Below are 22,573 nucleotides of genomic sequence, written 5' to 3' on the forward strand. Positions count from 1 at the left end.
ACACCGGACACCATGCTGCTGACTCCCGAACAGGAAATGATCCGCGATGCCGTGCGGCAGTTCGCGCAGGACGTCATCGCCCCGCAGGCGGCGCAGTGGGACCGCGACAAGACCTTTCCGAAGGCSGTGCACAAGGAACTGGCCGCGCTCGGCTGCTACGGCGTGGCCGTGCCGGAGGAACTGGGCGGGGCGGGGCTCGACTACCTGTCGCTGGCGCTGATCCTCGAGGAGATTGCCGCCGGGGATGGTGGCACCTCCACCGTCATCAGCGTGAACAACTGCCCGGTGTGCAGCATGCTGATGGCCTTCGCCAACGACGCGCAGAAGCAGCAATGGCTGGCCCCGCTGGCGCGCGGCGAGATGCTGGGCGCCTTCTGCCTGACCGAGCCGCACGTCGGCTCGGACGCCGCCGCGCTGCGCACCACCGCCCGGCGTGACGGCGACCACTACGTGCTCAACGGCGTGAAGCAGTTCATCACCAGCGGCAAGCACGCCGACGTGGCCATCGTCATGGCCGTGACCGACAAGGCTGCTGGCAAGCGCGGCATCAGCGCCTTCCTGGTGCCCACGTCCACGCCCGGCTACGTGGTGGCGCGCATCGAGGACAAGCTCGGCCAGCATTCGTCCGATACCGCCCAGATCGTGTTCGAGGACTGCCGCATCCCGGCTGAGAACCTGCTGGGCGAGGAGGGCGCCGGCTACAAGATGGCGCTGTCCGGGCTCGAAGGCGGGCGCATCGGCATTGCCTCGCAGAGCATCGGCATGGCCCGCGCCGCGTTCGACGCCGCGCTGGCTTACGCGAAGGAGCGGGAAAGCTTCGGCCAGCCGCTGTTCCAGCATCAGGCCGTGCAGTTCCGGCTGGCCGACATGGCTACCCGCATCGACGTGGCGCGCCAGATGGTCTGGCACGCGGCGRCGCTCAAGGATGCCGGCCGCCCGTGCCTGAAGGAAGCCGCCATGGCCAAGCTGTTCGCCAGCGAGATGGCCGAGGCGGTCTGCTCGGACGCCATCCAGGTCTTCGGCGGCTACGGCTATGTGACCGATTTCCCGGTCGAGCGCATCTACCGGGACGTGCGCGTGTGCCAGATCTACGAAGGCACGAGCGACATCCAGAAGATCCTCATCGCCCGCGCGCTCGGCTGAGCGCGGGCGGGAAGCGTACTATCGGCAATCGTACTTGTACTATTGGCAATCGCCGTCGCAGTTCCTAGTTCCTGACCCCAACGCAAGCGAATCTGACCTGGAGCCCCCTTCGCCATGACCGCACCGATCGACTTCTACTTCGATTTTTCCTCGCCCTACGGCTACTTCGCCAGCACCCGCATCGACGAGATCGCGCAGAAGTACGGCCGATACGTGGCGTGGCATCCGATCCTGCTGGGCGTGGTGTTCAAGACGACGGGCTCGTCGCCGCTGCCGAGCATCCCGCTCAAGGGCGAATACTGCTGGCGCGACTTCGAGCGCACCGCCGAATTCCACCACATCGACTACAAGCGCCCGACCCACTTCCCGCTGCCTACCCAGCACGCCGCGCGCGCGGTGCTGTGGCTGCAGAACCACCATGGCGCCGATGTGGCCACGGCGTTCGCCAAGGCCGTGTACCGGGCGCTGTTCGTCGATGACCTCAATATCGCCGAGCCGGCGGAGCTGGCCAAGCTGGCCGAGCCGCTGGGCGTCGACCCCATCGCCATGAACGAGGGCGCCACCAGCTACCAGATCAAGGACCAGCTCAAGGCCGAGATCGAGGTGGCGATGGCCAAGGGCGTGTTCGGCTCGCCGTTCGTGATCATCGACGGGGAGCCGTTCTGGGGCTTCGACCGCTTCGAGCAGGTGGAGTCCTACCTCAAGAGCCGGCGGCAGACGGCACAGACCCCGCTGCGCGCCGTCGGCGGCAATGACATCACCAAGGAAAAGAAACCCGCATGACCGCAGCAACCCAGGCCCCCGTGCAGCCCTCCGCCTTCGATTGCGTGATCTTCGACTGTGACGGCGTGCTCGTCGACAGCGAGCCCATCGTCCACCGCGTGCTCAACGAGATGCTCAACGAGCTGGGCATCGCCATCTCGCTGGAGGAGTCGAAGCGCTGGTTCCTCGGCCGCGCCGTGCGCGACGAGCTGGGGAACATCGARCGCCGGYTGGGCAAGCCGCTGCCCGASAACTGGCTGTCGACGTGGCTCGCGCGCCGCAACCAGGTGCTGGAGGCCGAGGTGGTGGCCGTGCCGCACGTGCGCCAGGCCATCGAGGCCATCACCGCGCGCGGCCTGCCCGTGTGCGTGGCTTCCGGCGCGGACCGCATCAAGGTGAAGCTGCAACTGACGCGCACCGGGCTGGTCGAGCTGTTCCAGCAGGACACGCGCGAGCACATCTTCTCCTCCACCGAGGTCGAGCGCAGCAAGCCGGCGCCGGACGTCTACCTGCTGGCCGCGCGCACGATGAGTGTCGATCCGTCGCGCTGCGTGGTGGTGGAAGACAGCCCCACCGGCGTGACGGCCGGCGTGGCSGCGGGCATGACCGTGCTCGGCTACGCCGCGCTGAACGATGCCCGCGAGCTGCGCGAAGCCGGCGCAMGCGCCATCTTCACKGACATGCGCCAACTGCCGGAGCTGATCGGATGAGTCCAAGCCGCCCTCAGCGCGCCGGTCCCGAGCCTTGCCCGTGCGGCCATGCCGACTACGCCGCGTGCTGCGGGCGCTTTCATCGCGGCGAGGCGCTGCCGCCGAACGCCGAGGCGCTGATGCGCTCGCGCTACAGCGCCTACGTCAAGGGGCTGGTGGACTGGCTGCGCCAGACCTGGCACGCCACCACCTGCCCGAACGACCTGGCCCCGGAGCGCGAGACGCGCTGGCTCGGGCTGACGGTCAAGGCCCACGCCCAGCAGGACGACACYCACGCCATCGTCGAATTCGTCGCCCGCTACAAGGTGGGYGGCCGCGCGTGGCGGCTGCATGAGCGCAGCCGCTTTGTSTTCGAGCCGCGCGAGGCCGGGGAGACGCCGCGCTGGCTCTATGTCGATGGCGAGATGCTCGGGCAGGATCAGGGGTAGGGATTGGCAGGGAAGCGGTAAGCGGGAACGAGACAAAGAACAGGACGAGACATGCCCACGCTGGAAACCAAACTGAACGCACGCTCGGAAGCCTTCAAGGCCAACGCCGAGGCCATGCAGGCGCTGGTGGCGGACCTCAAGGCCCGCATCGCCAAACTGGCCGAAGGCGGCGGCGAAGCCGCCCGCGCCAAGCACCTGGGTCGCGGCAAGCTGCTGCCGCGCGACCGCGTGCAGCAACTGCTCGATCCGGGCACCCCGTTCCTGGAGCTGTCGCAACTGGCCGCGTACGAGATGTACGACGACGCCGCGCCCGGCGCCGGCATCATCACCGGCATCGGCCGGGTGGCCGGGCAGGAGTGCGTGATCGTCTGCAACGACGCCACGGTCAAGGGCGGCACCTACTACCCGATCACGGTCAAGAAGCACGTGCGCGCGCAGGAAATCGCCGAAGAGAACAACCTGCCGTGCATCTATCTGGTCGATTCGGGCGGCGCCAACCTGCCCAATCAGGACGATGTCTTCCCGGACCGCGACCACTTCGGCCGCATCTTCTACAACCAGGCCAACCTGTCCGCCAAGGGCATCCCGCAGATCGCCGTGGTGATGGGTTCCTGCACGGCCGGCGGCGCCTACGTGCCGGCGATGAGCGACGAGTCGATYATCGTCAAGGACCAGGGCACGATCTTCCTGGGCGGCCCGCCGCTGGTGAAGGCGGCCACCGGCGAGGAAGTCAGCGCCGAGGACCTGGGCGGCGCGGACGTCCACACCCGGCTGTCCGGCGTGGCCGACTACTTCGCCCAGAACGACCACCACGCGCTGTCCCTGGCGCGCAACATCGTCCAGCACCTGAACCGGCGCAAGCCGGACCAGATCCGCCTGCACGAGCCGACGCCGCCGCTGTATCCCACCGAAGAACTCTACGGCGTGATCCCCACCGACACGCGCAAGCCCTACGACGTGCGCGAGGTCATCGCCCGCCTCGTCGATGGCTCGGAATTCGACGAATTCAAGGCACGCTACGGCACCACGCTGGTCTGCGGCTTCGCGCGGATCTGGGGCTACCCGGTCGGCATCATCGCCAACAACGGCATCCTGTTCTCGGAGTCGGCGCTCAAGGGCGCGCACTTCATCGAGCTGTGCTGCCAGCGCAAGATCCCGCTGGTGTTCCTGCAGAACATCACCGGCTTCATGGTCGGCCGCAAGTACGAGAACGAAGGCATTGCCCGCAATGGCGCCAAGATGGTGACCGCCGTGGCCACGGCGCAGGTGCCGAAGTTCACGGTCATCATCGGCGGCTCGTTCGGCGCCGGCAACTACGGCATGTGCGGCCGSGCCTACTCGCCGCGCTTCCTGTGGATGTGGCCGAACGCGCGGATTTCGGTGATGGGCGGCGAGCAGGCGGCCAGCGTGCTGGCTACGGTGCGGCGCGATGGCATCGAGGGGCGCGGCGGCAAGTGGAGCGCCGATGAGGAAGAGGCGTTCAAGCAGCCCATCCGCGACCAGTACGAGCATCAGGGCCATCCGTACTACGCCAGCGCGCGGCTCTGGGACGATGGCGTCATCGACCCGGCGCAGACGCGCACCGTGCTCGGCCTGGGCCTGTCCGCCAGCCTCAACGCGCCCATCGGCGACATGAAGTTCGGCGTGTTCCGGATGTAGGCCCGCCAGTCAGCCACGTTTTTGCCGTAYCCGTTTCGACCTTTCCCTCACCGCATTTTTTCTGGTYTGACCATGTTGCGCCTTGCCCCCCTCGTTCGCGGCGTTGCCGTCGCGCTGGCCTGCGTCACGCTGTGCGGGGCGGCCGTCGCCCAGTCGGCACTGGCCGCGCTGCCGCCGCGCACGATCGAGCGCGTGGTGATGGTGCCCAAGGCCGGCGCGGACGCCAACGTGGACCTGGAGACGACCATTTTCCGGCCCGCCGCCGATGGCCGCTACCCGCTGGTGGTGATCAACCACGGCAAGGCGCCCGGCAAGCCCGCCTACCAGGGCCGCGCGCGCTTTGCCGCGCAGAGCGCGGAGTTCGTGCGGCGCGGCTACGTGGTGGCGCTGCCGATGCGGCAGGGCTTCTCGAAGTCCGGCGGCGCCTACGTGGGCGGTAGCTGCAACATCAGCGCCAACGGCATGGCGCAGGCCGAGGATGTCATCGCCGCGCTCGACTACCTCGTGCAGCAGCCCTATGTGGACCCGACCCGCATCGTGGTGATCGGTCAGTCACATGGCGGGCTTTCGACCATGGCGCTGTCCGCCATCGGCTATCCGGGCGTGCGCGGCGTGGTCAACTTCGCCGGCGGGCTGCGCAATGCCGCGTGYGCCGGCTGGGAGAACAACCTGATCGATGCGTTYGGCGACTACGGCCGCACGGCGCGCTACCCGTCGCTCTGGTTCTACGGCGACAACGACAGCTTCTGGCCCTGGCCGCTGCCCGAGCGGCTGTACAACAACTACAAGGCGACCGCGAGCGGCCCGGCCGCCGACGCGCGCTTCGTCGACGTGGGCGAGTTCGAGGGCGACTCCCACAAGCTGTTCAGCAGCCGCCACGGCATCGCGCTGTGGCTGCCCGAGGTGGACGCCTTCTTCCACCATATCGGCATGCCGTTCGACGACGCGCCGGAAGAGCCGCCCAAGCCAGCCGGCGCCACCGAGCGCGCCTCCTGACACCCCCATCGATGCCCCGGAGACAGAGACCATGCACTTCACCACGCTGAACGTGACCGCCGCGCACCACGTTGCCACGGTCACGCTGAACCGCCCGGACGTGCGCAACGCGTTCAACGAAACCGTGATTGCCGAGGTGACCGGCGCGTTCCGCGCGCTGGGCGATACCCCCGACGTGCGCGCCATCGTGCTGGCCGGCACCGGCCCGGCCTTCTGCGCCGGTGCGGACCTGAACTGGATGAAGAAGATGGCCGGCTACACGGACGACGAGAACCGTGCCGATGCCCTGACGCTGGCCCAGATGCTCCACACCATCTGGGCCTGCCCCAAGCCGGTGATCGCCCGCATCCACGGCGACACCTACGCGGGTGGCGTGGGCCTGGTGGCCGCGTGCGACATCGCCGTGGCCGCCGAACCGGCCAACTTCTGCCTGTCCGAGGCCAAGCTCGGCCTGCTGCCGGCCACCATCAGCCCCTATGTGATCCGGGCGATGGGCGAGCAGGCCGCGCGGCGCTACTTCATCACGGCGGAGCGGTTCGACGCCGCCGAGGCGCTGCGGCTCGGCTTCGTCCATGCCGTGGTGCCGGCYGCACAACTGGACGCCAAGGTGGCCGAGGTGGCCGCCGCGCTGGTCGCCAACAGCCCCAACGCCGTGCGCGAGAGCAAGCGGCTGGTGCAGGAAGTGGCGGGGCGGGCCATCGACAACGACCTGCTGGCCGACACCGCGAACCGGATCGCGGCGATCCGCGCGTCCGAGGAAGGGCGCGAGGGCGTGCGGTCTTTCCTCGAAAAACGCGCGCCGGCCTGGCGTCCGCAATGATTTTTCTGCCGATTTGTTTCGGGACGATGCCGGACGTTAGCGGCTGGAAGCCCGAATGGGGCGGCGCGCGCGTCACCGCATCCGCCAACATCGCGCAACCTCGGTCAAGTTGCCGCTAACGTGCCGGGGCAGCCCGGTTTGCCAAGTCCCCAAGGACCTTCCTACCATGAGCCTCCCCATTCCGTCCTGCTYGCCAGCGCGCCCCGGCCTCGTCCGGCGTGGCGCCGGCGTGGACGGACAACAAAGGAGGCTTCCCTTGGAACATCCGGAACACCTTTCTTCCCCAGCGGCTGACGGATCACTCGCCGCGCGCAGCCAGCGCGCCGTGTGGCACCCGTGCACGCGCCTGCGGCCCGACGCGGGCGCCAACGAGCCGCCGCTGGCCATCGCACGCGGCGAGGGCCCGTGGCTGATCGACACCGACGGCCGCCGCTACTTCGACGCCATCAGTTCGTGGTGGGTCAACCTGTTCGGCCACGCCAACCCGGTCATCAACGCCGCGCTGGCGGACCAGATGCAGACGCTCGAACACGTGATGCTGGCCGGCTGCACGCACGCGCCGGCCGTGGCGCTGGCCGAGCGGCTGTCCGCGCTCACCGGCGGGGCGCTCGGCAACACCTTCTATGCGTCCGATGGCGCGTCGGCGGTGGAGATCGCGCTCAAGATGAGCTTCCACTATTGGCACAACACCGGCCTGCCGGCCAAGCGCGAGTTCGTGTGCCTGCGCCACGGCTACCACGGCGAGACGGTGGGCGCGCTGGCCGTGACCGATGTGGAGATCTTCCGCGACGCCTACGCCCCGCTCACGCGCCGCGCCCATGTGGTGATGTCGCCGGACGCCCGCCAGGCCAATCCCGGCGAGAGCGCCGCCGATGTCGCCACCCGCGCGCTGGCCGACCTGGAAGCGCTGCTGCGCGAACGCGCCGGCCAGATCGCCGCGCTGATCGTCGAGCCGCTGGTGCAGGGCGCCGCCGGCATGGCGATGTATGACCCGTCCTATCTGGAAGGCGCCCGGGCGCTGTGCGACCGCTATCGCGTGCACCTGATTGCCGACGAGATTGCCGTGGGCTGTGGCCGCACCGGCACCTTCTTCGCCTGGGAGCAGGCGCGCGAGCGTCAGGAGGGTGAAGCCTTGCCCGCCCACGCGTGGCCGGACTTCCTGTGCCTGTCGAAGGGCATCAGCGGCGGCTACCTGCCGCTCTCGYTGGTGCTGTCGCGGCCGGAGATCCAGCGCGCCTTCGTCGCCGACGACATYGCGCGCAGCTTCCTCCATTCGCACTCGTACACGGGCAACCCGCTGGCCTGCCGCGCCGCGCTGGCCACGCTCGACCTGTTCGACGCGGAAGACGTGCTCGCCCGCAACCGCGAGCGCGCCCGCTGGCTGGCCGACGCCATGGCGCCGCTGGCCGCCGACYCGCGCCTGGTCAACGTGCGCCAGCGCGGCATGATCTGGGCTGCCGATGTGGACCCGGAGGTCGCCGGCGCCGATTTCGCGTCGCGCTTCCATCTGGCCGCGCGCGAACAGGGCGTGCTGGCGCGCCCCATCGGCAACACCCTCTATCTGATGCCGCCGTACGTGTTCGACCAGCAACTCGCCGAATGGCTGGGCGAGCAGCTGCTCACCACGCTGCACGCGGTGGCGGGACCGATGCCGGAGGTGCGCCATGCTGCTTGAGCAACTGACCCGCGCCGCCGCCGACCGCGAAGCCCAGGCGCTCACGCGCCGGCGCCGCATCGCCCACACGGCCTGCGCGCCGCACCAGTCGGTCGGCGCCATCGACGCCAGGCCGGTGCCGCTGCTGACCTTCAGCAGCAAYGACTACCTCGGGCTGGCCAACCATCCGGCGATTGCCGAGGCGCTGGCCGATGGCGCGCGTCGCTATGGCGCCGGCAGCGGGGCTTCCCACCTCGTCAGCGGCCATTCGATTGCGCACGCCSAACTCGAACAGGAACTGGCGCGGTGGCTGGCGCCGCATATCCCGCAGGCGCAGGCGCTGTACTTCTGCACTGGCTAYATGGCGAACCTTGCCGTGCTGACCTCGCTCGGCACCGCCGGCGCGACGCTGTTYTGCGAGACGCTGAACCAYGCCTCGCTGATCGACGGSGCYCGGCTGGCCCGWGCCGATGTGCAGCGTTATCCGCATGGCGATCTSGCCGCGYTGGACGCCCAGCTCGCCGCCCACACCGGCGGCCTGAAGCTGATCGTGACCGACAGCGTGTTCAGCATGGATGGCGATATCGCGCCGCTGGCTGGCCTGCTGGCGCTGGCCGAACGCCACGATGCGTGGATCATCGTCGACGATGCCCACGGCTTCGGCGCGTTGGGCGAGAACGGGCGGGGCGTGCTGGAGCACCTCGGCCTGCGCTCGGAACGGCTGATCTATATCGGCACGCTGGGCAAGGCCGCCGGCGTGGCCGGGGCGTTCGTGGCGGCGCACGCCACGATCATCGAGCATCTGGTGAACACCGCGCGCCCCTATATCTATACGACGGCGGCGCCGCCGGCCGTGGCGCACGCGCTGCTGACGAGCCTGGCGATCATCGCCGGTGAGGAAGGGCGCCARCGCCGCGCGCAGCTTGGSGGGCTGATTGCCACGCTGCGCGACGGACTGGCCCGGCTGGCCGCGCAGGCCGGCTGGACGCTGGGCGAAAGCGACACGGCGATCCAGCCGCTGATCGTCGGTGACAACGCCGCCGCGCTGGCGCTGTCTGCCGCGCTGGAGGCCGAGGGCATCCGCGTGGGCGCCATCCGGCCGCCGACTGTGCCGGCCGGCACCGCGCGGCTGCGCATCACGCTGTCCGCCTCGCACACCGCGCAGGACGTGCAGCGGCTGCTCGATGCCATCGCGCGGGCCATCCCGCACCGGGAGGCCGCATGACGGATATCGACAAGGCGCAGAAGAAGCCCGGCCGCGTGGCCTGCTTCGTCACCGGCACCGATACGGGCGTCGGCAAGACCCACGCCACGGCCACGCTGCTGCACGCGCTGCACGCGGCGGGCTACACCACGGTCGGCATGAAGCCGGTGGCGAGTGGCGGCGAGTGGCTGGACGAGCGCTGGCAGAACGACGACGTGGAGCAGTTGCGCGCCGCCGGCTCGGTGATCGTGCCGCAGGAGGAGATGTGCCCGTTCCTGATGCGCACGCCGGTTTCTCCGCACCTGGCGGCGGCCATGGAAGGGCTGCGCATCACGCGCGAGCCGATCCAGGCCGCGTTCGCGTCGCTGCGCCATCGCGCCGAAGCCGTGGTGGTGGAGGGCGTGGGCGGCTTCCAGGTGCCGCTCGACGTGGGCGCCGCGCGCTGGAACACCGCCGACCTGGCCGAAATGCTCAACGTGCCCGTRGTGATGGTGGTGGGCGTCCGGCTTGGCTGCCTGAACCACGCGATGCTGACCGCCGACGCGGTGCGGGCGCGCGGGCTCACGCTGGCCGGCTGGATCGCCAACCGCATCGACCCCGACATGCTGCTGCCGCACGAGAACATCGCCACGCTGCACGACGCGCTCGGCGCGCCCTGCCTGGGCGAGCTGCCCTGGCAGGTGGCCCCCGCYGTGGCGGCGACGGAACTCGACCTCGCCCCGCTGCTGGCCAGCATGCCGCCGCATATCCGATACACCGCCGTGGCCCAGTCCGCTGACTGAGCCCCGACTACACAGAATCCGCAAAAGACCATGACCCAACAAGCCCAACAATCCCAACAGACCTCCGCCCAGACCGTCGCCACGATTTCCGCCGACGCCCTGCGCCAGTCCGCCCGCAACCTGCAAGCCGCCGCCGAGCGTGATGAAAACGCCGCATGGCGGGTCGATGACGTCGCCGCGCTGTTCGCGCTGCCGTTCAACGACCTGCTGTTCCGCGCGCAGCAGGTGCATCGGGAACACTTCGACGCCAACACGGTGCAGCTTTCCACGCTGCTGTCGATCAAGACCGGCGGCTGCGAGGAGGATTGCGGCTACTGCCCGCAGAGCGCGCACCACGACGCCGGCGTGAAGGCCGAGAAGCTGATGGAACTGGACGCCGTGCTGGAGGCCGCCCGCAACGCCAAGGCCAACGGCGCCACCCGCTTCTGCATGGGCGCCGCCTGGCGCAGCCCGAAGGACCGCCATCTGGAGCCGGTGATCGACATGGTGCGCGAGGTCAAGGCGATGGGCCTGGAGACCTGCGTGACGCTGGGCATGCTCAAGGCCGAGCAGGCGCAGCGCCTGGCTGACGCCGGCCTGGACTACTACAACCACAACCTCGATACCTCGCCCGAGTTCTACGGCAAGATCATCGGCACGCGCACCTACCAGGACCGCCTGGACACCATCGGCCACGTGCGCGGCGCCGGCATCAACGTCTGCTGCGGCGGCATCGTCGGCATGGGCGAGGCCCGCGAGGCGCGCGCCGGCCTGATCGCCCAGCTCGCCAACCTGGACCCGTACCCCGAGTCGGTCCCCATCAACAAYCTGGTGCAGGTGGAGGGCACGCCGCTGGCGGGCACCGAAGCGCTGGACCCGTTCGAGTTCGTTCGCACGATTGCCGTGGCACGCATCACCATGCCGCGCGCGATGGTGCGCCTGTCCGCCGGCCGCGAGGCCATGGACGAAGCGTTGCAGGCGCTGTGCTTCATGGCCGGCGCCAATTCGATTTTCTATGGCGAAAAGCTGCTGACYACCGGCAACCCGCAGGCCGAGCGCGACCGCGCGCTGCTGGCCCGGCTCGACATCCGCGCGGAAGGCTACGCGGGATGACGGCCCTGCCGTGAGGTAAGCAACTGGCCGCCCCCCGGATAACAAGGGAAACAAAGGAGGAGCCATGTTCAACAAGATCCTGATCGCCAACCGTGGCGAGATTGCCTGCCGTGTGGCGGCCACGTGCCGCCGGCTGGGCATYCGCACGGTGGCCGTCTACTCCGATGCGGACGCGAACGCGCGCCATGTGGCGTTCTGCGACGAAGCCGTGCATATCGGCGGCCCGGCCGCGCGCGACAGCTACCTGCGCGCGGACCACATCATCGAGATGGCGAAGGAGACCGGCGCCCAGGCCATCCACCCGGGCTACGGCTTCCTGTCCGAGAACGAGGCGTTCGCGCAGGCGTGCGCCGCCGAAGGGCTGGTCTTCATCGGCCCGCCGGCCTCGGCCATCCACGCCATGGGCAGCAAGAGCGCGGCCAAGCAGCTGATGGAAAGCGCGTCCGTGCCGCTGGTGCCCGGCTACCACGGCGAGGATCAGGACCCGGCGCTGCTGCGCCGCGAGGCGGACCGCATCGGCTACCCGGTGCTGATCAAGGCCAGCGCGGGCGGCGGCGGCAAGGGCATGCGCGTGGTGGAGGCGGGCGAGGGCTTCGAGGCCGCGCTGGCCTCGGTCAAGCGCGAGGCATCGGCCAGCTTCGGCGACGACAAGGTGCTGGTCGAGAAATACCTGACCCGCCCGCGCCATATCGAGATTCAGGTTTTTGCCGACACCCACGGCAACTGCGTCTACCTGTTCGAGCGCGACTGCTCGGTGCAGCGGCGCCATCAGAAGGTGCTGGAGGAGGCCCCCGCGCCCGGCATGACCGAGGAACGGCGCCGCGCGATGGGCGAGGCGGCGGTGGCGGCGGCCAAGGCCGTGGGCTACGTCGGCGCCGGCACGGTCGAGTTCATCGCCAATCAGGACGGCTCGTTCTACTTCATGGAGATGAACACCCGCCTCCAGGTGGAGCATCCGGTCACGGAGATGATTACCGGCCAGGATCTGGTGGAGTGGCAGTTGCGCGTGGCGGCCGGCGAGCCGCTGCCGCTGACGCAGGAGCAGCTCCGCATCGACGGCCACGCGCTKGAAGCGCGCATCTACGCCGAGAACCCCGACAACCAGTTCCTGCCGTCCACGGGCACGCTGCGCTTCCTGCGCACGCCGCCGGCGGTGCAGTTCATGCTTGGCGGGGACTCCCACGGCCCGGCAGGCGTGCGGATCGATGCCGGCGTGCGCGAGGGCGACACCATCAGCCCGTTCTATGACCCGATGATCGCCAAGCTGATCGTCTGGGGCCCCAACCGCGACGCGGCGCTGGCGCGCATGGAGCAGGCGCTGGCCGGCTACCACGTGGTGGGGCTGCAAACCAACGTCGCCTTCCTGCAGCGGCTGGTCAAATCCGAGGCGTTCCGCACGGCAGACCTCGACACCGGCCTGATCGAACGCAACCAGGCGGTGCTGTTCCCGCCGCCCAAGGCGGCCGGCATGGAGGCCATCGCGCTGGCCGTGGCTGCGCTGCTCGAGCGCGAGACCCGCACGCGCCGCATCGACGAGGCCGACCGGCACTCGCCGTGGACCCACGCCGGCCCGTGGCGCCTGAACGGCCGGGAGTCCCGTACGCTGTACTTCTCGCATCGCGGCAACAAGGTGGAAGTGGTGCTGCGCGCCGACCCGCGCCGCAGCACGCTGATCTATGCCGATCAGGCGGCGCCGTTCGCCTACGTGTTCAAGGCCGACGACATCCGCGTGGACCTGGGCACCCGCCGCACCCACGGCCAGGTGCACGTGGAGGGCGACATGTTCCACGTCTTCACCGCCGGCCGGCACACGGAACTGGCGTGGCTGGACCCGCTGGGCCACGCCGGCGCGGCCGAGAGCGAGGGCGGCAAGCTCACCGCCCCGATGCCGGGCAAGGTSATCGCCGTGATGGTSMMGCCCGGCAGCACCGTCACGCGCGGCACGCCGCTGCTGGTGATGGAAGCCATGAAGATGGAACACACCATCAGCGCCCCCGCCGACGGCGTGGTCAGCGAGGTGCTCTACGGCGTGGGCGAGCAGGTAGCGGAAGGCGCGCAACTGCTGGCGTTCGCGGTGGCGGAGCCAACGGCTGCCTGACGGTTTGCTCCCTTCTCCCAGAGGGAGAGGGGAGCAAAGCAGGGTCTGCCGTGCCAAAATGCCCCCACAACACCCCCGAAAAGAACTGGAGTCGAGATGAAGTTGCAGTTGTACGTGCCGGATGGCCGCTATGAACCCTGGATCGAAGGCTTTGCCGAGGCGCTGCCCGAGGCGCAATGCCTGAAGTGGGAGGAAAGCCAGGGCGAGGCCGCCGACTACGCCGTGGTCTGGCGTCCGCCCGTGGCCATGCTGCGTGGCCGCCAGGACCTGCGCGCCGTGTTCAACCTCGGTGCCGGCGTGGACGGCATCCTGCGCCTGCGCGACGAAGACCCCGACGCGCTGCCGGCCGGCGTGCCCATCGTGCGCCTCGATGACGCCGGCATGGCCGCCCAGATGGCCGAATACGTCACCGCCGCCGTGCTGCGCTACTTCCGCAAGCTCGACGCCTACGACGCCCAGGAACGCGCCGGCACGTGGAAATTCCTCAAGCCCCATCGCCGCGCCGACTTCACCATCGGCGTGATGGGCATCGGCACGCTGGGCGCCCACATCGCCCGCACGCTGGCCGGCTTCGGTTTCCCGGTGCGCGGCTGGAGCCGCTCGGCCAAGGCCGTGGAAGGCGTGGAGTCGTTCCATGGCGAGGACGGCCAGCGCGCCTTCCTCGACGGCCTGCGCGTGCTGGTGAACGTGCTGCCGCTGACCACCGAGACCGAGGACATCATCGACACCGGCCTGCTCTACCGCCTGGCCCGTGGCGCCTATGTGATCAACGTGGCGCGCGGCCCGCACCTGGTGGAAGACGACCTGCTGGCCGCCGTGCGCGAAGGGCAGATCGCCGGCGCCACGCTGGACGTATTCCGCACCGAACCGCTGCCGGCCGACCATCCGTTCTGGCAGGARYCGCGCATCACCATCACGCCGCATATCTCGGCGCTGACGCTGCGCGAGGACAGCATCGCCCAGATCGCCGGCAAGATCCGCGCGCTGGCCGAAGGCAAGCCGATTGCCGGCGTGGTGGACCTGCAGCGCGGCTACTGAGCCGGGCCGGCACGTCCAGACAAGGAACCGAGGAGACAGCCATGACCATGCCCCAGTACGTGAAGATCGTCGAAGTGGGCCCGCGCGACGGGCTCCAGAACGAAAAAGCGATGGTGCCCGCCGACGTCAAGGTGACGCTGATCAACCAGCTCACCGACGCGGGCTTCGTCAATATCGAGGCCGCGTCGTTCGTCTCGCCCAAGTGGGTGCCCCAGATGGCGGACGGCGCCGAGGTCATGGCRCGCATCCAGCGCCGCCCCGGCACGCTGTATTCGGCCCTGACGCCGAACTTGCGCGGCTTCGAGGGCGCCGTGGCGGCCGGGGCCGACGAGGTGGTGATCTTCGGCGCGGCCAGCGAGGCGTTCTCGCAGAAGAACATCAACTGCTCGATCGCCGAGTCGATCGCCCGCTTCGAGCCGGTGGCGGCCGCCGCCAAGGAAGCCGGCGTGCGGCTGCGCGGCAGCATCTCCTGCACGCTGGGCTGCCCCTACCAGGGCGAGGTGTCCGTCCACGACGTGGTGGACGTGGTGCGCCGCATGCGCGACCTGGGCTGCGACGAGATCGACATCGCCGATACCATCGGCGTCGGCACGCCCGCGCGGGTGCAGGAAGTGATGCGCGCGGCGTCGATGGAGTTTGCGATCGACCGGCTCTCGGGTCATTTCCACGATACCTACGGGCAGGCGCTGTCCAACATCCTGGCCAGCCTGGAAGTGGGCATCGGCATCTTCCACGCGTCCGTGGCGGGGCTGGGCGGCTGCCCGTACGCCAAGGGCGCCACCGGCAACGTGGCCACCGAGGACGTGCTCTACATGCTCCACGGCATGGGGCTGCATACCGGCATCGACCTGGAGGCGGTGGTGCGCACCGGCGACTACATCTCGCAGGCCATCGGCCGCCCGAACAACTCGCGCGTGGGCCGCGCCCTGCTGACCAAGTGGGCGGCGGCGGACGACGCGGCGGTCTGCACCTGAGCTGCCCCCTATATAGAAAGATAAGGAGAATCCACCCATGAGCGCGTCCCCCGCATCCAACGAGCCGAACGAACTCGGCGAATTGCCCGACGCCGCGCAGCGCGTGGCCGACCTGCTCGCCGGCATCGGCCATGACCGCCCGGTGGTGATGCTGCCGGCCACCGGCAAGACCTCGGCCGAAGCCGCCGCCGGGCTCGGTTGCAGCGTGGCGGAGATCGCCAAGTCGATCATTTTCCGGCGCGTGGCGGACGACGCCCCGGTGCTCGTCATCGCCAGCGGCAGCAACCGCGTGGACGAGGCCAAGGTGGCCGCCCGCGTGGGCCCGCTGGGCAAGGCCGATGCGAAGTTCGTGCGCGAGAAGACCGGCTATGCGATTGGCGGCGTCTGCCCCATCGGCCACGCCGTGCCGCCCGTGATGCTGCTCGACCAGGACCTGTTCCGCTACGAGAGCCTGTGGGCCGCCGCCGGCCATCCGCACGCGGTGTTCAACCTCACGCCGCACCAGCTCCAGGCCATGACCGGCGCCGAAGTTGCCGACGTGGCGGCGCAGGTGGCGCCGGTGGCTAACTGACCCGCGCGATGTCCGCCGTGCTCCCGCCCGCCGCGCGCCGCCTGCAAGCCGACCTCACGCGCGGCGCCGCTGCCGCGTTGGGGACGTCGCCGGTGGCGTCCCCGTGCCGCAACGTCTGCAAGATGGACCCGGTGACCGGCTATTGCGAAGGCTGCCTGCGCACCATCGAGGAAATCGCCGGCTGGTCCCAGGCCGATGATGCCGAGCGCCGGCGCGTCTGGGCGCTGCTGCCTGCGCGCGTGGCGTGGCTGGGCGGAGACGGGGCATGAACGCGCCGCTTTCCTTTTCCGCCTCTTTGCCGCCGTCCGTCCGCGTGTTCGAGCGCGGCTGGCTGTCGGCCAACAACGTGCTGCTGGTCGATGACGAGACTGGCGACACGGCGCTCGTCGATACCGGCTACCTGACCCACGCCGCCCAGACCGAGGCGCTGGTCGCATCGGCGCTCGATGGCCGGCCCCTGCGGCAGGTCATCAACACTCATCTCCATTCGGACCATTGCGGCGGCAACGCTGCGCTGCAGGCGCGCTGGCAGCCACGCACGTCGATCCCGGCCGCCGAGGCGGCGGCGGTGTCCGCGTGGGATGACGACGCCCTGAGCTTCGTGGCCACCGGCCAGCAGTGCCAGCGCTTCACCTTCGACGCGCTGCTGCACGACGGCGACCACCTGCGCCTGGGCGGGCTCGACTGGCACGTGGTGGCCGCGCCGGGCCACGACCCGCACGCAGTCATGCTGTTCGCCCCCGGGCCGCGCATCCTGATCTCGGGCGACGCGCTCTGGGAAAACGGCTTCGGCGTGATCTTTCCCGAACTCGACGGCGAAAGCGGCTTCGCGGAGCAGGCCGCCGTGCTGGCGCGCATCGCCGAACTCGACGCCCGCCTCGTCATCCCCGGCCATGGCCGCGTGTTCGGCGATGTGTCCGAGGCGGTGGCGCGCGCGCAGGGCCGGCTGGCCCACCTGCGCGGCGACCCGCTGCGCAACGCCAGCCACGCGGTAAAGGTGCTGGTGAAGTTCAAGCTGCTGGAGCAGCAGTCGATGTCGCGCACCGCGCTGCTGGCGTGGATGCACGGCACGCCGCTGATGCAGCGCATCCACGCGCGCTTCATGGCCGAGACGCCGTTCGAGACGGTCTTCGCCCAGACCCTGCGCGGGCTGGCGGCGGTGGGCGCGCTGGCGCTGGACGGCGAGACCGTCCACAACCGCGACTGAGGCGCCGGGCCATGATGCCGCCGCTGCGGGGCAAGGACTTCATGCTGCGGCCGTTCCGTGCGGCCGATGTGCTGCCGTTCGCGGCGGCGGTGCGGGAGTCGATGGCCACCGTCGGCGCCTGGATGCCGTGGGCGCGGCATGACTACAACACGCTGGACGCCCAGGAGTGGTTCGCGCGCTGCGACGCCAATATGGCGGATGGCTCCGCGTTCGACATCGGCGTGTTCTCGCCCGATGGCCGGGAGCTTTACGGCGGCGTGGCGATCAACCAGATCCGGCCGGAGGACAACCTCGGCAACCTGGGCTACTGGATTCGGGAGAGCCGYCAGCGGCAGGGGCTGGCGGCGGGCGCGGCAACGATGATGGCCTGCCATGGCTTCCACGGGCTCGGCCTGACCCGCATCGAGATCGTGGCGGCCGAGGCCAACGTGGCGAGCCGCGCCGTGGCGGTGAAGATCGGCGCCACGCTTGAATGCATCGCCCGCAACCGGCTGATCCTGCGCGGCAGGCCGGTTGCGGCGGCGGTGTACTCGCTGGTGCCGGAGTGGTTCTCGGGGGGCTGACCCTTAGAACGACGTCCGCATGCCGATCTTGACACTGCGGCCCGGCAGCGGGGCGATGTCGCGCAGGATCGACGTGGCGCTGCGGGCTTCCTCGTTGGTGAGGTTGTCGCCGCGCACGTAGAACAGCGTCTGCACGCCCGATACCTTGAGCTTGTACGTCAGCGCCACGCCCAGCGTGGTGTACGCGTCGGTGGGCGTGTCGCCGCTCGGCACGCGGCTCTGGCGCGCGTTCCAGTTCACGTCCATGCGCGCGCCCCACGGGCCGGCGCCGTAGACCAGCGCGCCGCCCAGCCGCAGCGGGGACAGGCGCGGCAGGGCCTCGCCGGTGTTGCGGTTCTCGCCGTGGACGTAGTCGGCGCGGGCTTCGAAGTCCAGCGTGTCGCTGGTCGTCAGCATCTTCTGCAGCAGCCGCGTCTTGCCTTCGGCCTCGAAGCCATACAGCGTGGCCGGCACGCCGAGGTATTGCAGCTCCGGCAGCGCGCCGTCACTGCCGGCGGCCACCACATTGCCTTCCGCGTCGCGGAAGCTGCCCGAATTCACCAGCGCCAGGTAGTTCTGGAATCGGCTGTAGTAGCCCGAGAGCGAGCCGCTATGCGCGCCCTGCTTGAAGCGCACGCCCAGGTCCAGCGAGGTGGCGCGCTCCTTGTTCGCGTTGGGGTCGCCTACCTCGTAAGAGCCGGTGGCCAGGTGGGGGCCGTTGGCGTACAGCTCGTAGAACGTGGGCGCGCGCTCGGTGTAGGACAGGTTCGTGGTCACCGACCACACCGGGTCCAGCTTCCACAGCAGCCCGGCCGAAGCGCTGCCCGCGTTGAAGCTGCGGTTCGCATCGGTAAAGCGGTCGTTGCCGTTGGCGCTGGCCTTGACGCTGCTGTGATCCAGCCGGCCGCCGAGGTTCAGCTTCAGGTCGCCCGAGGCCACCAGCGGCATTTCCTCGAACACGAAGATGGCGGCGTTGTCCGTGGCGGTGCTCGGCACGAACGCCTCCTCGCCCAGCGCGGAGAAGTTGGTGTGGCCGAACTGCGTGCCGATCACCCCGGTCATGTTGCCGATCTTGCCGTGCGTGGCTTCCAGGCGGGCGTCCCAGCCGTGGTTCTTGAAGATCGTGCCGGTCTCGCCGTCCTCGATCTCGCGGTGTTCGTAGTCGGTGTAGCTGAACTTGCCCTTCACCGCCTCGATAAAGCCGCCGGTGTTGTTCGACAAATTGCGCGCCTCGCCCTCCACCGCGTAGCGGTCCTGGCGCATCTTGATGCGCGCGTCGGCTTCGGCCGGGGTGCCGTAGTCGTTGCGATAGGTCGAGAAGTTGGCGCCGACGAAGCCGTCGCTCCAGGTGTAGGCGCCGCCCATCGCGCCGCCTTCCTGGTGCGCGTTGGTGTTCGGGATCTTGCCGTAGGCCTCGCTCTCGCCCTCGGGCAGCGGCTGGGTGGCGCGCAGGTTGCCGCTGCGTGCGTAGCCGGGGATCTTCAGGTCGCTGGTCTGGCGCACGAAGGCGTCGGCGTGCACGGCGAACTGGCCATTGCCGGCCTCGATCAGGCCGCTGGCGTTGCGGCCCTTGTCGCCGCCGATGGTGCCGCTYACGTCCGCCGCGCCGCTCACGCCGGTAATCGGGTCGCGCGGGATGCGGTTATCGATCACATTCACCACGCCGCCGATGGCGCTGCCGCCGTACATCAGCGCGGCCGGGCCGCGTACCACTTCGATCTTCTCGGCCACCAGCGGGTCGATGGGCACCGCGTGGTCATAGGAGAGCGTGGAGGCGTCCAGCGTGGAACCGCCGTTCTGGAGCACCTTGATACGGTCGCCATCGAGCCCCCGGATGATCGGCCGGCTCGAGTTCGGGCCGAAATAGGTCGAGGTCACACCGGGCAGGCTGTTCAGCGTCTCGCCGAGTGTGCTGGCCTGGCGCACGGCCAAGGCGTCCCCGCCGAGCGAGGAGACCGGCGCGACCATGTCGTTGAGGTCGCTGCCGAGCGGATTGGCAGTGACCACCACTTCCTTGAGGGTTTGCGGGGCGGCCTGAGGGGCAACCGGAGTCGCGGCTTCCTGAGCCGAGGCGCCAGCGGTGAAGCCGGCGGTGACGAGAAAGGCGGCAACGGCCGCCAGCGGGGTGCGGCGCACCGCCGAGGAGAAATGAATAGGGGAGGACATGGCTCGCGATTCGAATTCGATGACGAAGCGCGGGCGGCGGTTCACACCGCAGCCGCGCGATCAGGCGAAGACGGGCGAGGCAGGCGGGGCGCGAGAGTGGAAGGGCCGGGCGGCGGGCAGGTCGGGCCAACGCCAGGCGAGGCTGGCCGGCTTGACYGGCTTGCCGAAGACCAGCACCGGCAGGTCGACGCTGCCGTGGTGGCTGTCAGCCAGCGTCGCGCCATCGAACAGCACGCACGAGTGCAGGCCGAGCTTGAGCGCGAAGGTGTCGGTATGGGTGTCGGTGCTGTCAGTGGCGGCTTCAGCCGTCACCGGGGCCGTCATGCCCGGCAGGCCGCCGTGCATCACGCGGTGGATCAGGCCCGCGTGCTGGGCCAGCAGCAGGCACAGCACGAGGCACAGCGCGGTCCAGAGGCCGGGGCCGTGGGCGCGCCAGCGGGCCATCCGGCCGCCGATGCGGTCGGCGAGAAAGGTGGCTTCAGTGCGCATGGCCGCAATCGCACGCGTCATCGCCATGATCGTGGTCATGGTCATGCGCGTGGTCATGATCGTGATCGTCACCGAAGGCGTCGCCCCAGTCGGGGAACGGGTCGGGGTAGGCCGCCCATGCTTCGGGGCCCGCCGCGAGTTCGGCGTCGGTCAGCAGGCAGGTGTCCAGCCGGGCTTCTAGCCCCGGGGCGTCGAGGTTCTCGCCGATCAGCACGAGTTCCTGGCGGCGGTCGCCGTACTCGGCGGGCAGGCCGTCATCGACCATATCGGCCTCGATGCCGGCGCGCGAGGCGGYGTCAGCCGGCCATTCCTCGGCGTCGATCGCGGCCCACCAGGCGCCGGCGGCACCGGGGCGGCACACGCCGCCTGCCTGATGCCAGTCGCCGGCAATGTCCATGCGGCTGGCCAGCCAGAAGATGCCCCGGGAGCGCAGCACGTCGCCATGCTCGCGCATCCATTCGGTATGAATCAGGTCCGCGAAACGCTGCGGATGGAACGGGCGGCGCCGGCGGTACAGCAGGGCCCCCATGCCAGCGGCGGCCGGCACCGGCTCGCCCTGCAGCGCCACCTGCCAGCCGGCGGCATTCGGGGTGGCGTCCGGGTCGAAACGGCCCGTSCCGAGCACGCGCCCGGCCGGCACCTTGCCGTGGCTYGCATCGACSAGGTCSGCGCGCGGGTTCAGCGCGTGCAGYACCGCGTGCAGGCGGCCSAGCTGGCCGGCATCGACCAGGTCGATCTTGTTGATGACGATGACGTCGGCGACTTCGATCTGGTCGATCAGCACGTCCACGACGGTACGGTCGTCGTCGTCATGGGCGGCCAGGCCGCGCTCGGACAGGAAATGGGCGTCGTGATAGTCGCGCAGGAAGCGCTCGGCATCGACCACCGTCACCAGGGTGTCCAGGTGCGCCACGCCTGCCGGGGCGTCGCCGTGGGCGTCCTCGAAGGCGAAGCCCTCGGCAATGCCGAGCGGCTCTTCGGTGGCCTGGGCTTCCACCACCACGTAGTCGTGCTGGCCGGCGAGCGCCAGCCGGTCCACCTCGGCCAGCAGGTCGCCCTGGCTCGCGGCCACGGCCACGCGCGTGCCGCCCTGCGCGAGCAGGTGTTGCAGCACGGTGGTCTTGCCGGCGCCGGAGAAGCCGGACAGTACGGTGACGGGCAGACGAGGAGCCATGGAACGGGCGATTTCGGCGATGGGCGCGCCAAAGCGGCGCGCAAGGTGTTATTGCAACAAGGTTGCGACTGTAGCAGAAAGCCGCGCCGGACGACAGCCCGGCCACGTGGGTAGGTGTYCTGCCAATGGTAGTGCCGTGGCCGCCGTGAGACAAACCGCCCGGCACCGGCGCGTCATCAATGTGTCACCAAACAAAACGGCCCGGATGACCGGGCCGTGTTTGTCGGAGCGGGGCGGGAGATCAGTCCCCGAACAGCTTCTGGCGCAGTTCGCGGCGCTGCTGGGCTTCCAGCGACAGCGTGGCCGTGGGGCGGGCCAGCAGGCGCGGCACGCCGATCGGCTCGCCGGTTTCCTCGCACCAGCCGTAGTCGCCGGACTCGATGCGCTGCAGCGACTGCTCCACCTTCTTCAGCAGCTTGCGCTCGCGGTCGCGGGTGCGCAGTTCGAGGGCGTGTTCTTCCTCGATGGTGGCGCGGTCGGCCGGGTCCGGCACGATCACCGTCTCGCGCAGGTGTTCCGTGGTCTGGTCCGCATTCTTGAGGATTTCGTCGCGAAGCTGCTCAAGGCGATTCTTGAAGAAGGCCAGTTGCGCCTCGTTCATGTAATCCTTGTCGCTCATCTTCAGGATTTCAGCTTCAGTCAGAAGTTTGTTGCTGCTCATGGTTGCTGCTGATTCTCTTGTTGATGCGACCGGCGGCGTCTTGGTCCGCTCGGGTGCAGTGGCCGCCCGCTTGCGCGGTGCGGTCGGTTCACTCTGGCTGGCTGCAGTCTTGCTGCTTCGCGTGCCTCCCTTGGCCTCGCCCGCATCGGCGTGCGCCGTACTGCCGCGGGGAGCTGGCGCTGCCTTCACTGCTGGCTGCGCGTCTGGCGTCTCCGCCGCAGCGGTGCCTGTCTTGCTGCGGCTTTCTTTGGTCTTCGTTGCGGCTGTCATGGGGACACCTCTCTCTACGCGTCGACGAGTGACGGCGCTGTTGCCAAGGTACCCCAAGCGGAGGGCGGTCTCCGCATGAAGCACTGCGACCGCGCCTGCCGGCGGCCCGCCTCATGCTGACGACGACCGCCGC

General features: G+C 69.6%; 22 protein-coding genes. 18 read left to right on the top strand and 4 right to left on the bottom strand.

The genetic code is table 11. The annotated features are described in order from the left end of the window. Positions 1–12 precede the first annotated feature (12 nt). The 18 genes from AB4Z27_RS06870 (at position 13) to AB4Z27_RS06955 (ending at position 17,701) form a co-directional block, all read left to right on the top strand. On the top strand, positions 13–1,143 hold the full coding sequence (locus AB4Z27_RS06870) for an acyl-CoA dehydrogenase family protein (protein WP_441644128.1): 1,131 nt from the start codon (positions 13–15) through the stop codon (positions 1,141–1,143). Between the two features lie 114 nt (positions 1,144–1,257). Then, the gene (locus tag AB4Z27_RS06875) at positions 1,258–1,926 is read left to right on the top strand and encodes a 2-hydroxychromene-2-carboxylate isomerase (protein WP_092291337.1); all 669 of its coding nucleotides are present in this window, start codon (positions 1,258–1,260) and stop codon (positions 1,924–1,926) included. Continuing rightward, entirely contained in the window at positions 1,923–2,615 is a 693-nt protein-coding gene (locus AB4Z27_RS06880) for an HAD family hydrolase (protein ID WP_441644129.1), read from the top strand. Before AB4Z27_RS06875 ends, AB4Z27_RS06880 begins: the two co-directional genes overlap by 4 nt. Further along, positions 2,612–3,043, top strand: a complete 432-nt coding sequence (locus AB4Z27_RS06885; RefSeq protein WP_092291341.1) for a YchJ family metal-binding protein — start codon at positions 2,612–2,614, stop codon at positions 3,041–3,043. The genes AB4Z27_RS06880 and AB4Z27_RS06885 overlap by 4 nt, the downstream gene beginning before the upstream one ends. A 51-nt stretch (positions 3,044–3,094) precedes the next feature. Next, positions 3,095–4,702 (top strand): carboxyl transferase domain-containing protein, encoded by a 1,608-nt coding sequence (locus AB4Z27_RS06890; protein ID WP_092291343.1) that lies wholly within the window; start codon positions 3,095–3,097, stop codon positions 4,700–4,702. 72 nt (positions 4,703–4,774) lie between these two features. Further along, a complete protein-coding gene (locus AB4Z27_RS06895) occupies positions 4,775–5,698 on the top strand; it encodes a dienelactone hydrolase family protein (protein ID WP_441644130.1) in 924 nt (307 codons plus the stop codon). A 31-nt stretch (positions 5,699–5,729) separates the two neighbouring features. Further along, positions 5,730–6,518, top strand: coding sequence for an enoyl-CoA hydratase/isomerase family protein (locus AB4Z27_RS06900; protein WP_092291347.1), 789 nt, complete (start codon positions 5,730–5,732; stop codon positions 6,516–6,518). A 256-nt stretch (positions 6,519–6,774) separates the two neighbouring features. Continuing rightward, positions 6,775–8,193, top strand: coding sequence for an adenosylmethionine--8-amino-7-oxononanoate transaminase (gene bioA / locus AB4Z27_RS06905; RefSeq protein ID WP_441644131.1), 1,419 nt, complete (start codon positions 6,775–6,777; stop codon positions 8,191–8,193). Continuing rightward, entirely contained in the window at positions 8,183–9,397 is a 1,215-nt protein-coding gene (gene bioF / locus AB4Z27_RS06910) for an 8-amino-7-oxononanoate synthase (RefSeq protein ID WP_441644132.1), read from the top strand. Before bioA ends, bioF begins: the two co-directional genes overlap by 11 nt. Then, positions 9,394–10,158 (top strand): dethiobiotin synthase, encoded by a 765-nt coding sequence (gene bioD / locus AB4Z27_RS06915; protein WP_092291353.1) that lies wholly within the window; start codon positions 9,394–9,396, stop codon positions 10,156–10,158. Before bioF ends, bioD begins: the two co-directional genes overlap by 4 nt. A gap of 30 nt (positions 10,159–10,188) precedes the next feature. Beyond that, positions 10,189–11,250, top strand: coding sequence for a biotin synthase BioB (gene bioB, locus AB4Z27_RS06920; protein WP_092291355.1), 1,062 nt, complete (start codon positions 10,189–10,191; stop codon positions 11,248–11,250). A 64-nt stretch (positions 11,251–11,314) separates the two neighbouring features. Then, positions 11,315–13,348: an acetyl/propionyl/methylcrotonyl-CoA carboxylase subunit alpha gene (locus AB4Z27_RS06925; RefSeq protein ID WP_441644133.1), complete on the top strand. Its 2,034-nt coding sequence runs from the start codon at positions 11,315–11,317 to the stop codon at positions 13,346–13,348. 96 nt (positions 13,349–13,444) lie between these two features. Further along, positions 13,445–14,386, top strand: coding sequence for a 2-hydroxyacid dehydrogenase (locus AB4Z27_RS06930; protein ID WP_441644134.1), 942 nt, complete (start codon positions 13,445–13,447; stop codon positions 14,384–14,386). Positions 14,387–14,427: 41 nt separating this feature from the next. Continuing rightward, a complete protein-coding gene (locus tag AB4Z27_RS06935) occupies positions 14,428–15,360 on the top strand; it encodes a hydroxymethylglutaryl-CoA lyase (RefSeq protein ID WP_092291361.1) in 933 nt (310 codons plus the stop codon). A 37-nt stretch (positions 15,361–15,397) separates the two neighbouring features. Then, a complete protein-coding gene (locus tag AB4Z27_RS06940) occupies positions 15,398–15,931 on the top strand; it encodes a YbaK/EbsC family protein (protein WP_092291363.1) in 534 nt (177 codons plus the stop codon). Between the two features lie 8 nt (positions 15,932–15,939). Beyond that, positions 15,940–16,200, top strand: a complete 261-nt coding sequence (locus AB4Z27_RS06945; protein ID WP_092291365.1) for a DUF1289 domain-containing protein — start codon at positions 15,940–15,942, stop codon at positions 16,198–16,200. Beyond that, positions 16,197–17,138, top strand: a complete 942-nt coding sequence (locus tag AB4Z27_RS06950) for an MBL fold metallo-hydrolase (RefSeq protein ID WP_441591433.1) — start codon at positions 16,197–16,199, stop codon at positions 17,136–17,138. Before AB4Z27_RS06945 ends, AB4Z27_RS06950 begins: the two co-directional genes overlap by 4 nt. Before the next feature lie 14 nt (positions 17,139–17,152). Further along, positions 17,153–17,701 (top strand): GNAT family N-acetyltransferase, encoded by a 549-nt coding sequence (locus AB4Z27_RS06955; RefSeq protein WP_092292093.1) that lies wholly within the window; start codon positions 17,153–17,155, stop codon positions 17,699–17,701. A 3-nt stretch (positions 17,702–17,704) separates the two neighbouring features. On the opposite strand, the gene AB4Z27_RS06960 is transcribed toward AB4Z27_RS06955, so the two are convergent. From AB4Z27_RS06960 to dksA, 4 genes are all read right to left on the bottom strand, one after another. After that, complete coding sequence (locus AB4Z27_RS06960; RefSeq protein WP_092292095.1) at positions 17,705–19,846, bottom strand: TonB-dependent receptor; 2,142 nt, start codon at positions 19,844–19,846, stop codon at positions 17,705–17,707. 60 nt (positions 19,847–19,906) lie between these two features. Continuing rightward, complete coding sequence (locus tag AB4Z27_RS06965) at positions 19,907–20,392, bottom strand: hypothetical protein (RefSeq protein WP_255370704.1); 486 nt, start codon at positions 20,390–20,392, stop codon at positions 19,907–19,909. After that, on the bottom strand, positions 20,325–21,509 hold the full coding sequence (locus AB4Z27_RS06970) for a GTP-binding protein (RefSeq protein WP_441644135.1): 1,185 nt from the start codon (positions 21,507–21,509) through the stop codon (positions 20,325–20,327). The genes AB4Z27_RS06965 and AB4Z27_RS06970 overlap by 68 nt, the downstream gene beginning before the upstream one ends. Before the next feature lie 241 nt (positions 21,510–21,750). Then, positions 21,751–22,170 (bottom strand): RNA polymerase-binding protein DksA, encoded by a 420-nt coding sequence (gene dksA / locus AB4Z27_RS06975; RefSeq protein WP_008642844.1) that lies wholly within the window; start codon positions 22,168–22,170, stop codon positions 21,751–21,753. Positions 22,171–22,573 lie beyond the last annotated feature (403 nt).

Origin of the sequence: Cupriavidus sp. KB_39, from assembly GCF_052114485.1 — a bacterium.
Classification (GTDB): domain Bacteria; phylum Pseudomonadota; class Gammaproteobacteria; order Burkholderiales; family Burkholderiaceae; genus Cupriavidus.

Excerpts from the sequence above, each read along its gene's own strand:
- AB4Z27_RS06945 (WP_092291365.1), top strand. The coding sequence starts at position 15,940 with ATGTCCGCCGTGCTCCCGCCCGCCGCGCGCCGCCTGCAAGCCGACCTC.
- AB4Z27_RS06875 (WP_092291337.1), top strand. The coding sequence starts at position 1,258 with ATGACCGCACCGATCGACTTCTACTTCGATTTTTCCTCGCCCTACGGC.
- AB4Z27_RS06950 (WP_441591433.1), top strand. The coding sequence starts at position 16,197 with ATGAACGCGCCGCTTTCCTTTTCCGCCTCTTTGCCGCCGTCCGTCCGC.
- dksA (WP_008642844.1), bottom strand. The coding sequence starts at position 22,170 with ATGAGCAGCAACAAACTTCTGACTGAAGCTGAAATCCTGAAGATGAGC.
- AB4Z27_RS06940 (WP_092291363.1), top strand. The coding sequence starts at position 15,398 with ATGAGCGCGTCCCCCGCATCCAACGAGCCGAACGAACTCGGCGAATTG.